The sequence below is a fragment of the Pseudomonas poae RE*1-1-14 genome (assembly GCF_000336465.1).
GTDB classification, from domain to species: Bacteria; Pseudomonadota; Gammaproteobacteria; order Pseudomonadales; family Pseudomonadaceae; genus Aquipseudomonas; species Aquipseudomonas poae.
In genome coordinates this window covers 5,278,961-5,291,178 of the sequence record NC_020209.1, presented here as the reverse complement: position 1 = coordinate 5,291,178, position 12,218 = coordinate 5,278,961, and the positions used below count along the sequence as shown (strand labels likewise).

Here is a 12,218-nt window from a genome sequence, read left to right as displayed (position 1 = left end):
CAAGCCATGCAAGACCTCGATCCCGTCGAAACCCAGGAATGGCTGGACGCCCTGGAATCGGTTCTCGACAAAGAAGGCGAAGACCGTGCTCATTACCTGATGACCCGCATGGGCGAACTCGCGACCCGCAGCGGCTCGCAGTTGCCTTACGCCATCACCACGCCATACCGCAACACCATCCCCGTTACCCACGAAGCACGCATGCCTGGCGACCTGTTCATGGAACGCCGCATTCGCTCGCTGGTACGCTGGAACGCCATGGCGATGGTAATGCGCACGAACTTGAAAGATTCGGACCTGGGCGGTCACATCTCCAGCTTCGCTTCCAGCGCAACCCTGTATGACATCGGCTTCAACTACTTCTTCCAGGCCCCGACCGACGAACACGGCGGCGACCTGATCTACTTCCAGGGCCACACGTCCCCAGGCGTTTACGCCCGTGCGTTCATGGAAGGCCGCATCAGCGAAGAGCAAATGAACAACTTCCGCCAGGAAGTCGACGGTCAGGGCCTATCGTCCTACCCGCACCCTTGGCTGATGCCTGATTTCTGGCAGTTCCCGACCGTTTCCATGGGTCTGGGCCCGATCCAGGCAATCTACCAGGCACGCTTCATGAAATACCTGGAAGCCCGTGGTTTCATCCCGGAAGGCAAGCAGAAGGTCTGGTGCTTCCTGGGCGACGGCGAGTGCGACGAGCCGGAATCCCTGGGCGCCATCTCCCTGGCCGGCCGCGAGAAGCTCGACAACCTGATCTTCGTCATCAACTGCAACCTGCAGCGCCTCGACGGTCCGGTTCGCGGCAACGGCAAGATCATCCAGGAACTCGAAGGCGTGTTCCGTGGCGCTCACTGGAACGTCACCAAAGTCATCTGGGGCCGTTTCTGGGACCCACTGCTGGCCAAGGACGTCGACGGCATCCTGCAACGTCGCATGGACGAAGTCATCGACGGCGAGTACCAGAACTACAAGGCCAAAGACGGCGCGTTCGTGCGTGAACACTTCTTCAACACGCCTGAACTCAAGGCGATGGTTGCCGACCTGTCCGACGACGAGATCTGGAAACTCAACCGTGGCGGTCACGACCCGTACAAGGTCTACGCGGCGTACCACGAAGCGGTCAACCACAAAGAGCAGCCTACCGTCATCCTGGCCAAGACCATCAAGGGTTATGGCACCGGTGCCGGCGAAGCGAAGAACACCGCGCACAACACCAAGAAAGTCGATGTCGACAGCCTGAAGCTGTTCCGCGACCGTTTCGACATTCCGGTCAAGGACGAAGAGCTGGAGAACCTGCCGTTCTTCAAGCCTGAGCCAAACAGTGCCGAAGCCCGCTACCTCAGCGAGCGTCGCACCGCACTGGGCGGTTTCGTGCCGCAGCGCCGCGCCAAATCGTTCGATATTCCTACACCGCCACTGGATACCCTCAAGGCTATCCTGGACGGTTCGGGCGACCGTGAAATTTCCACCACCATGGCCTTCGTGCGCATCCTCGCGCAACTGGTCAAGGACAAGGAAATCGGTTCGCGCATCGTCCCGATCATCCCGGACGAAGCCCGTACCTTCGGTATGGAAGGCATGTTCCGTCAGCTGGGCATCTACTCCTCGGTCGGCCAGCTCTACGAGCCAGTCGATAAAGACCAGGTGATGTTCTACAAGGAAGACAAGAAGGGCCAGATCCTCGAGGAAGGCATCAACGAAGCGGGCGCCATGAGCTCCTTCATCGCTGCCGGTACTTCGTACTCCAGCCACAACCAGCCGATGCTGCCGTTCTACATCTTCTACTCGATGTTCGGTTTCCAGCGTATCGGCGACCTGGCATGGGCAGCCGGCGACAGCCGTACCCGTGGCTTCCTGATCGGCGGCACCGCTGGTCGTACCACGCTGAACGGCGAAGGCCTGCAACACGAGGACGGTCACAGCCACATCCTGGCGGCCACTATCCCGAACTGCCGCACCTTTGATCCAACCTACGGCTACGAGCTGGCGGTGATCATTCAGGACGGCATGAAGAAGATGACCGAGCAGCAGCAGGACGTTTTCTACTACATCACCGTGATGAACGAGTCCTACCAGCAGCCTGCGATGCCGGCTGGCGTGGAAGAAGGCATCATCAAGGGCATGTACCTGCTCGAAGAAGACACCAGGGAAGCGGCACACCACGTACAGCTGATGGGCTCCGGCACCATCCTGCGTGAAGTGCGCGAAGCGGCGAAGATCCTGCGTGACGAATTCAACGTCGGCGCCGACGTGTGGAGCGTTACCAGCTTCAACGAACTGCGTCGCGACGGCCTGGCCGTGGAGCGCAACAACCGCCTGCACCCTGGTCAGAAGCCTGCATTGAGCTACGTCGAAGAATGCCTGGCCGGCCGCAAGGGTCCAGTGATTGCCTCTACCGACTACATGAAGCTGTTTGCCGAACAGATTCGCCAGTGGGTCCCGTCCAAGGAATTCAAAGTCCTGGGCACCGACGGTTTCGGCCGCAGTGACAGCCGCAAGAAGCTGCGTCACTTCTTCGAAGTCGACCGTCACTTCGTGGTGTTGGCAGCCCTGGAAGCCTTGGCTGACCGTGGTGAGATCGAACCCAAGGTGGTGGCTGACGCCATCGTCAAGTTCGGGATCAACCCGGAAAAACGCAACCCACTGGACTGCTGAGGAGACTTTTTGTGAGCGAACTCATTCGCGTACCTGACATCGGCAGCGGTGAAGGTGAAGTAATCGAGCTGTTTGTGAAGGTCGGCGACACCGTCGAAGCCGACCAGAGCATCCTGACCCTCGAATCGGACAAGGCGAGCATGGAAATCCCTGCCCCCAAGGCCGGTGTGGTCAAAAGCCTGAAAGTGAAGCTGGGCGATCGCCTGAAAGAAGGCGACGAACTGCTGGAGCTGGAAATCGAAGGCGCTGCCGATGCAGCCCCTGCGGCCAAGGCTGAAGCCGCTGCCGCACCCGCGCCTGCCGCTGAAAAACCTGCCGCCGCCGAAGCCCCTGCGGCTCCGGCTCCGGCTGCTGCACCGGCAGAAGCCACGGTCCAGGACATTCACGTCCCGGACATCGGTTCGTCGGGCAAGGCCAAGATCATTGAGCTGCTGGTCAAGGTTGGTGACACCGTCGAAGCCGACCAGTCGCTGATCACCCTGGAGTCCGACAAGGCATCCATGGAAATCCCATCGCCGGCTGCCGGCGTAGTGGAAAGCATCGCGGTCAAGCTGGAAGATGAAGTCGGCACTGGCGACTTCATCCTCAAGCTGAAAGTACAAGGCGCTGCGTCGGCTGCCGCTCCAGCACCCGCTGCTGCTCCGGCTGCTGCAAAGGCTGAAGCTGCTCCGGCTGCCCCTGCCGCAGCCCCTGCTGCAAAAGCCGAGGCCGCACCGGCCCCTGCTGCTGCACCTGCGCCAAGCGGCGCCAAGGTTCACGCCGGTCCGGCGGTACGCCAGTTGGCCCGTGAATTCGGCGTTGAGCTGAACGCTGTGTCGGCCACCGGCCCGCACGGTCGCGTGCTCAAGGAAGACGTGCAGGTGTACGTCAAGGCCATGATGCAGAAGGCCAAGGAAGCTCCGGCTGCCGGCGCTGCGACTGGCGGCGCGGGCATTCCACCGATTCCGGTCGTGGACTTCAGCCGCTTCGGCGAAACCGAAGAAGTGCCGATGACTCGCCTGATGCAAATCGGCGCGTCGAGCCTGCACCGCAGCTGGCTGAACATCCCGCACGTGACCCAGTTCGACCAGGCCGACATCACCGACCTCGAAGCTTTCCGCGTTGCGCAGAAAGCCGTGGCCGAGAAGGCCGGCGTCAAGCTGACCGTGCTGCCACTGCTGCTCAAGGCCTGCGCGCACCTGCTCAAGGAGCTGCCGGACTTCAACAGTTCGCTGGCGCCAAGCGGCAAGGCGATCATTCGCAAGAAGTACGTGCACGTAGGTTTTGCGGTTGATACCCCGGATGGCCTGCTGGTGCCTGTGATCAAGAACGTTGATCAGAAGAGCCTGTTGCAGCTTGCCGCCGAGGCTGCTGCGCTGGCTGCCAAGGCCCGTGACAAGAAGCTCACAGCAGATGACATGCAGGGCGCCTGCTTCACCATCTCAAGCCTGGGTCACATTGGCGGCACTGGCTTCACGCCAATCGTCAACGCGCCGGAAGTGGCGATCCTTGGCGTATCCAAGGCGACCATCCAGCCGGTGTGGGACGGCAAAACGTTCCAGCCCAAGCTGATGCTGCCGCTGTCGCTGTCCTACGATCACCGTGTGATCAACGGTGCCGCGGCTGCGCGCTTCACCCAGCGTCTGAGCCAGTTGCTGAACGACATCCGCACCATCCTGCTGTAAGCATCACCCGGTCGCCCCTTCATCGGGGAGGCCGGGTTGCACCGATTTTCGAGCGCCACGCTCGTACCTCAACCCCGCCACATGGCGGGGCTTTTTTTGCGCGGATGCCACACAGGCAACGAGCTTGGGGACAGGTTTGTACACCTTTGATCAATCCGACTGCAGAAATCCCCCAGCCGGCCGATAACAGCCTTATAGCACTTAGCCTTCATCCTCTCTTGTCAGCCTGTGCTGCATGATGCAACCTTGCCACAAGCAACAGTAAAGAGGGCGTGAGCCCGGCGCCAAGTGCGTTATTTCAAGTGAGCTTCCCCATGAAAAGCCAGCCCGATGTCGCCCGTATGGCGGCCGAGGTAGTGACGCAATTACCCGTGCCTTCGCGCCTGGGCATGCTGCGTTTCGAGCGGCTGAATGAGGCAAGCTGGGCCCTGTTGTACCTTGACCCCAATTGCGAACGCCAATTCGGCCTCTCGGCGGTGGAACTGTGCGCCATGCTCGGCACGCCCTACGCCAGCCTGATGGAGCCCCAGGCGCGCTATCAGCTGCACGATGCCATCCAGCAGCAGTTGAGCCAGAGCCCTCACTATCTGGTGCGCTATACCCTGCACACCAACGATGGCCCGCTGAACCTGCTGGAAATGGGCGAGGCCTACAAACAGCACAATCGTCACCTGCTGCGCGGCTACCTGATGGTCGTGGAGGGCCTGTTCAACGAGCTGCCCTCCACCGCTCCGGCCGCCGACCTGGAAAGCCAGAACAGCCGCCTGCAGATCGCCCTGGAACTCAACCAGCGCGCGCAACAGGAACAACTGCAACACCTTGAGCGAGTGCGCGCCCAGCAGGAGCTGATCCTGCTGCTGGCCCGCCAGCGCTACACCACCTCCAACTCGCTGCAGGAAGCCGCCGAGCTGATCACCCGCAGCGCCTGCGATATCTACCAGATCGATTTCGCCAGCATCTGGAACCTTGAAGGCAAACGCTTGGTGCCGATCTCGGCGTACAACCATGTCGACGAGCGCCACCATCTGCCTGATCCGATTGATGCCAGTGACTTCCCCGATTACCTGGAGGCCCTGCACACCAGCCGCGCCATCGACGCCAGCAACGCCATGCGCGACCCACGCACCCGGGAAATGGCCGAGACCCTGCGCGCCAACGACACTTACGCCATGCTCGATGCGAGCATTCGCGTGGATGGCCAGGTGGTCGGCGTGTTGTGCCTGGAACAGGGCGGCAGCCCGCGCGCCTGGCAGTCCGATGAAATCGCGTTTGCTGGCGAGCTGGCGGACCAGTTCGCCCAGGTCATCAACAACCACAACCGGCGCACCGCCACCAGCGCACTGCACCTGTTCCAGCGTGCGGTGGAGCAAAGCGCGAATGCCTTTCTGCTGGTCAATTGCGACGGCGTGGTGGAGTACGTCAACCCCAGTTTTACCGCGATCACCCAGTACAGCACCGAAGAGGTCCATGGCCATCGCCTGGCGCAGTTGCCGGCCCTGGAAAACCTCAGTGAGCTGCTGTTCGACGCGCCCTCGGCCCTGGCCAAAAGCAACAGCTGGCAGGGCGAATTCAAGAGCCGGCGCAAGAACCTGGAACCCTACTGGGGCCAGCTGTCGATTTCCAAGGTGTACGGCGACAACCGTGAGCTGACCCATTACATCGGCATCTACGAAGACATCACCCAGACCAAGCTGGCCCAGCAGCGTATCGAGCGCCTGGCCTACACCGACAACCTGACCAACCTGGGCAACCGTCCAGCGTTCATCCGCAACCTCGATGAACGTTTTGCCCGCGACAGCGACAGTCCGATCAGCCTGCTGTTGGTGGATATCGATAATTTCAAGCGCATCAACGACAGCCTCGGCCACCAGACGGGCGACAAGCTGTTGATCAGCCTCGCCCGGCGCCTGCGCAACAGCCTGAGCACCGGCGGTAGCCTGGCGCGCTTTGCCAGCAACGAATTTGCGGTGCTGCTTGACGACACCGATCTTGAGAGCGGCCAGCAGGTCGCCAGCCAACTGCTCGCCACGCTCGACAAGCCGATGTTCGTCGACAACCAGTTGATCAGCGTCACCGGCTCCGTGGGCCTGGCCTGCGCGCCGTTGCATGGCCGCGACCCGCAGACCCTCATGCGTAACGCCGGCCTGGCCCTGCACAAGGCCAAGGCCAACGGCAAGCACCAGGTGCAGGTGTTCACCGAGGCACTGAATGCCGAGGCCAGCTATAAGCTGTTCGTGGAAAACAACCTGCGCCGCGCGCTGACGCAAAACGAGCTGGACGTGTTCTATCAGCCCAAGCTGTGCCTGCGCAGCGGCCGCCTGCTGGGCATGGAAGCGCTGCTGCGCTGGAACCACCCGGAAAAGGGCATGATCCGCCCCGACCAGTTCATCAGCGTGGCCGAAGAAACCGGCTTGATCATCCCTATCGGCAAATGGATCGCGCGCCAGGCCTGCCGCATGAGCAAGCGACTGAGCGCCGCCGGCATGGGCAACCTGCAGGTGGCGATCAACCTATCGCCCAAACAGTTCTCCGACCCGGACCTGGTGGCCTCCATCGCCAGCATCCTCAAGGAAGAAGAACTGCCGGCCAACCTGCTGGAGCTGGAACTCACCGAAGGCCTGCTGCTGGAGGCCACCGAAGACACGCGCCAGCAACTGGACCAGTTGAAAAGCTTCGGCCTGACCCTGGCCATGGACGACTTCGGCACCGGCTATTCGTCGCTGAGCTACCTGAAAAAATTCCCCATCGACATCATCAAGATCGACCGCAGCTTCATCCACGAAATCCCCGACAACCAGGACGACATGGAAATCACCTCCGCCGTGATCGCCATGGCCCACAACCTGAAGCTCAAGGTGGTGGCCGAAGGCATCGAGACCGCCGAGCAACTGGCGTTCCTGCGCCGGCACCGGTGCGACGTGGGACAGGGATACCTGTTCGACCGGCCGATTCCGGGCTCCGAGCTGCTCGAGAAGCTCAAGCGCTACCCACGCGGGCCAATCGCCTGACAGCGCTGTAACACTCGGGCACACTGGCGGTCCGATTCTTATCCAACTCAATCTGACTGAGAGGACTGATCATGGTCTTGCGCTCGGAAATTCTGGTGAACAAAAACGTGCTGCCCACTCAAGAACAAGCGTTGCCTGGCCGTGAAACGCCAATGAACCTGCCAGAAACGCACTTCGTCAACGGCAACCCGCTGTTGGGCCCGTTCGTCGACGACGTTGGCTTTGCGATCTTCGGCCTCGGCTGTTTCTGGGGCGCCGAGCGCAAGTTCTGGGAACGCGACGGCGTGGTCAGCACCGTGGTGGGCTACGCCGGCGGCTACACGCCGAACCCGACTTACGAAGAAGTGTGCTCAGGCCTCACCGGCCACAGCGAAGTGGTGCTGGTGGTGTATGACCAGGCCAAAGTGAATTATGAAGACTTGCTGAAGATGTTCTGGGAATTGCACAACCCGACCCAGGGCATGCGCCAGGGCAACGACATCGGCACCCAATACCGTTCGGTGATCTACGCCACCACGCCGGAACAACTGGCAGCGGCGCACGCCAGTGCCCAGGCGTACCAGCAGGAACTGACCAAGGCCGGCCTGGGCGAAATCACCACGCAAATTGCAGAGGCACCCACGGTGTATTTCGCCGAGGCGTATCACCAGCAGTACCTGGCGAAGAACCCGCAAGGCTACTGCGGCATCGGCGGCACAGGCGTGACCTGCCCGATCTAAGACGTGCGCAACTCAAATGTGGGAGCGGGCTTGCCCGCTCTTATCAAACACAAAATAACTTTTTGATTTAAAAACTGAAATCTCAGGAAGCCACATTCCTGTGGCGAGCAGGCTTGTCCTGCGTTGGGCTGCGCAGCAGCCGCAAAACCAGGCGCTGAGCCGTATCAGGTACACCGCGCTTTGCTGGATTGGGGGCGCTTCGCACCCCAACGCAGGGCAAGCCCGCTCGCCACAGAGCCTCCAGCTTGCTGCGCGACAGCGCTGGGTCGAAGACTTGGCAGAGCCGCACATTTGGTTTGGTGCCTGGCTTGAGCGCCAATTATTCAGCGATGAGCCAATCCATCTGCCAGCCGCCCTGGGTCTGGCCGAGCTTTTTGGACAGCCACGGCAGCAACTCGCGCAGCTCCTCTTCAAGCCCCCATGGCGGGTTGGCGATGGCCAGGCCCGAGCCGGTCAGGGTATTGGGTGTGTCCAGCGGATGCACCAGCAGCTCCACGCGCAGCAACTTTGGCGCGCCGGTGCCGGCCAGGTCCTGGTAGAAGCGGCGCAACATGCGCTGGTCCTTAACCGGGTACCAGATCGCCGCGACCGTCTGGCGCATGCGACCAATGGCTTCCTTGAGGGATGCGGCGCAACGCTGCATTTCATCGAGCTGTTCAAACGGCGGGTCGATCAGCATCAGCGCGCGTTTTTCCGGCACCGGCAGCAGGGCGCGCGGCACGTGCCAACCTTCGCCCAGATGCACCTTCACACGGCGATCGCCCTTCATGTTGTCCTTGAGCAACACGCCATCTTCCGGGTGTTTTTCGTTGAGCAATACGCGGTCCTGCGCTCGCGTGAGGCGACGTGCCAGCTCCGGCGAACCCGGGTAGTAGCGCAACTGGCCGTCCGGGTTCATCTCCTGCAGCACGCGCAGGTAGTCGGCGGTCAGTGGCGGCAGGTCGCTGGCGCCCCACAGGCGGGCGATGCCTTCGAGGTACTCACCCGTGCGGTTGGCCTGGTCGCCCTGCAGGTCGTACAGGCCGATGCCGGCGTGGGTGTCGAGGTAGGCGAACGGCTGCTCCTTGCGCGACATCAGAGCGATGAGGCGGGTCAAGGTCAGGTGTTTGAAGACATCGGCGTGGTTGCCGGCGTGAAAGGCGTGACGATAATTCATGGTTGCTCCTGCGCAGGGGGCGAAGTTTACCTTCTGCGCGGGCAAAGGTGCAGGGCCGTGTGCCGGGCGGTGCTCAGGGCGTCAGTTCCTTGCTGAGGTAGGCGGTCAGTGCCTCATGGTTCAACTGCGGCCTGCGCACGAAGTACGACAGCTTGTGTTGCAGGGTCGCCGGGGTAAAAGCGCTGGACAGGTCCGGGCGCTGTTCTTCCAGCCATTGCAGCAGGTTGTCGATCAGGGTCTGGGGTGATTGCACGGCCAGATGCTCAAGCAGCGCCGGGAGCACCTGCCACCACGGACTGGTTTTGGCGACGGTCACCGCACCCGTCGTCACCGTGAGCGGGCAGCCATTGATCAGGTAACGCTGAAACACCGGCAGTACATCCGCGGCGGTATCGCCCAAGTGTTGCAGCAGCGGCAGAAAGCGAGCGCCATCCCAGTAGCGCAGAAACACAGCCTGCCCGTCGGGCAGCAGCACCTTGGTCAGGCCCTGCAAATGGGCGATCACGGTGTCCAACGGGCTGGACGACACCGCCAACCATCCCCAATCCGTCGATTCGCAGGTGGCGATCCAGTCGAGAAAAGCGCTCGGTTCGGCGATAGCCACGTAAGGCATAACCTCGCCCCACTGCGCATAGGCGGTTCCTGCCCATATCGGTTGAGGCGCAGGCCCGGCAGCCCTGGCTTGCCAGACGGCAAGCGGCCTGGCCTCGCTGGCATTGCCCAGCACCGCGTAGAGGGTTTCACCGGCCTGCAAAGGGCACTGCGCCAGCCAGGCACTGGGCGTCAAAGGGATAGGCATCAGGGAAGTTTCCTGTCGATGTTGGCATGTTCGGCGATGTCACACTGCCCGTTTTTGCAGCGCTCGCACTCTTCACAAAACGGCGCGCTGCGCTTCAGGCTCGCCACCTGCACCTGGCTCAGTGGCGCAGCAATAGACGCCAGCAGCTTGTCCGTCACGCCGGGCAGCAACGGCGGCGCCGTCGGCGCAGGCCCGCCACCGACCTGAATCGGCACGCTGCTGAAGATCCCGGCGGACGACAGCGTGATCGACTGCCCTCCGGCCTGAATAGTGACGGTGGCTCCGGCATCGATGACCACGCTTTGCCCCGCGCCAATACGGATGGTGCGGCCGGCCTGCATCTGCTGCGAACCACCGACCACCAGATGATCGTCCTGCTTGAGTTCGGTGAGCCGGTTGCCATGGGTGATGCGTTGTTCTTCGCCCTGCAACTCGTGGTGCGACTCGCCGCCCACCTTCACCCGCCGATGCTGGCCGACCTGCACCTGCTGGTCATTGAGCACATGCTGGGTCCAATCCCGCTGGGCGCGCAGGTAGATTTCCTCGGCGCCCTTGCGGTCCTCGATGCGCAACTCGTTGTAACCCCCACCGCCAGGGCTGCTCTGGCTGCGGAAAATGCTGCGGGTCTTGTCCGCCGGCAGGTCGAGGGGCACGGGTGTGGCGGCGTTGGGCAGGCAACCCATGACGACCGGCATATCAATATCGCCATTGACGAAGCCCACCAGCACCTCCATGCCCACGCGAGGAATCAGTACAGAACCGTAGCGATCATGGGCCCACGTGCTGGCAACTCTCAGCCAGCAACTGGAATGTTCGTTATGTTGACCATCGCGATCCCAGGTCATCTGAACCTTGACCCGGCCGTATTCGTCGCAATGGATCTCGCTGTCGACGGGGCCGGTGACCACTGCGTTCTGGAAGCCGGATATGTGCGGCCGCGACGTGATAAACGGTGTTCGAAACATCACCTCCCAGGGTGTAACCACAAATTCGTTCCGGTAGCCTTGGGGCGATTCGTCGCCATAGTCATCAGGCGCAGCCTCCTCCAGCACTTGCGGCTGATGCCCTTCATGGCGCAACTGGGTGATCAGCCACAGATCATTCCATTGCTGACGCGGATGCCCGACCATCTTCAGGAACTGCCCGCAGACTAACGCCGGCTGGTCGCTCAACCCTCTGGCCTGGCGATAATCGCTGCGATGACGCTCCAACAGGCGTCGCGCCAGGTAGTTGCCATGATCGCGATCCATAAAGTACCCAGGATAGCCCTGTGCGGTCAGGGCGGGACGTTGCTCTCCCGAGGCTGCGCTTTCCAGTACCAGGCTCGGCTTTCTGAAATCGTAGTCCCGCAGGTTCACACCCGTGGTGCGCGTCTCCATCTGCAGGATGAAGCGCTTGATCGCAGGCGTGTCGGGCACCATTCCGGAACCCGGCGAGTACGGCGTGGCTTGATCCGGCTGGGCAAACACGCTTTGATCATCGCCGAACACCAACAGGTGACGCTCGGGGCTGTGCTGAAAGTGATAGTGAATACCCGAATCAACGCACAAGCGCTGGATGAACTGCAGGTCGGTTTCATCGAACTGAACACAGTAATCACGCTCCGGATACTTCCCGCTCAGCTTGAATGCGAAGTTATCGGCTTGGATAGCCTGGGCCTCCAGCACTCGTGCAATGATCTGCGGTACGGTTTTTTTCTGGAAAATACGCTGATGGGTGCTGTGCTCCAGATAAGCCAACTGCGGTACCAGGGCTATCTGATAGCGGGTCATTCGCCTGCCCGAATCACCTTGTGCCACTCGATAGACCTGGCCGTGAACGCCTCGACCCTGGGCGTCGAACGCAAGGAAGGCCTGACGATGCAGCAGGCTTTCAATGTCCAGATCAGGTTGTTCGCTGACCAGTTCGAGGTCGAACCGAAAAGGCAGGCTGATAAATTCATCCCCCGAAAACCTCTGAACCTTGAGTTCACTGGGCTCTCCGTCGAGGGTCAGGGTAAACGCACTTTGATTGGCGAGAGCGAACATCCGGTGTTTCTCTGCGAAGGGGTAGGCGAGCGATTCTGCACCACTGCCCTGCTCCACCGAACACACGCCAGGCAAATCAGTAAAAGCCTACATGGGCGCGTATGAATCTTCGCCAAACCCAGGTAAACCGCATACAAAAAAGCCCGCCATCCAGAGGATGCGGGCCTTTGTGCTAACTCAACGGGCGCTTAAC

At 61.4% G+C, this 12,218-nt stretch carries 7 protein-coding genes; 4 read left to right on the top strand and 3 right to left on the bottom strand.

The annotated features are described in order from the left end of the window. The first annotated feature begins 6 nt into the window (after positions 1-6). From aceE to msrA, 4 genes are all read left to right on the top strand, one after another. On the top strand, positions 7-2,652 hold the full coding sequence (aceE, locus tag H045_RS23185) for a pyruvate dehydrogenase (acetyl-transferring), homodimeric type (protein WP_003237223.1): 2,646 nt from the start codon (positions 7-9) through the stop codon (positions 2,650-2,652). Between the two features lie 11 nt (positions 2,653-2,663). Next, a complete protein-coding gene (gene aceF / locus H045_RS23180; RefSeq protein ID WP_015373602.1) occupies positions 2,664-4,316 on the top strand; it encodes a dihydrolipoyllysine-residue acetyltransferase in 1,653 nt (550 codons plus the stop codon). 314 nt (positions 4,317-4,630) lie between these two features. Further along, positions 4,631-7,324: a putative bifunctional diguanylate cyclase/phosphodiesterase gene (locus H045_RS23175; protein ID WP_003237227.1), complete on the top strand. Its 2,694-nt coding sequence runs from the start codon at positions 4,631-4,633 to the stop codon at positions 7,322-7,324. Between the two features lie 71 nt (positions 7,325-7,395). Further along, complete coding sequence (gene msrA / locus H045_RS23170; protein ID WP_015373601.1) at positions 7,396-8,043, top strand: peptide-methionine (S)-S-oxide reductase MsrA; 648 nt, start codon at positions 7,396-7,398, stop codon at positions 8,041-8,043. A gap of 319 nt (positions 8,044-8,362) precedes the next feature. On the opposite strand, the gene H045_RS23165 is transcribed toward msrA, so the two are convergent. The 3 genes from H045_RS23165 to H045_RS23155 form a co-directional block, all read right to left on the bottom strand. After that, positions 8,363-9,199 carry a 23S rRNA (adenine(2030)-N(6))-methyltransferase RlmJ gene (locus H045_RS23165; RefSeq protein WP_003237231.1) on the bottom strand — a complete coding sequence of 279 codons (837 nt, stop codon included), beginning with the start codon at positions 9,197-9,199 and terminating at the stop codon, positions 8,363-8,365. A gap of 73 nt (positions 9,200-9,272) precedes the next feature. Beyond that, entirely contained in the window at positions 9,273-9,998 is a 726-nt protein-coding gene (locus tag H045_RS23160) for a DUF4123 domain-containing protein (protein WP_015373600.1), read from the bottom strand. Beyond that, the gene (locus H045_RS23155) at positions 9,998-12,025 is read right to left on the bottom strand and encodes a type VI secretion system Vgr family protein (protein ID WP_015373599.1); all 2,028 of its coding nucleotides are present in this window, start codon (positions 12,023-12,025) and stop codon (positions 9,998-10,000) included. Before H045_RS23155 ends, H045_RS23160 begins: the two co-directional genes overlap by 1 nt. Positions 12,026-12,218 lie beyond the last annotated feature (193 nt).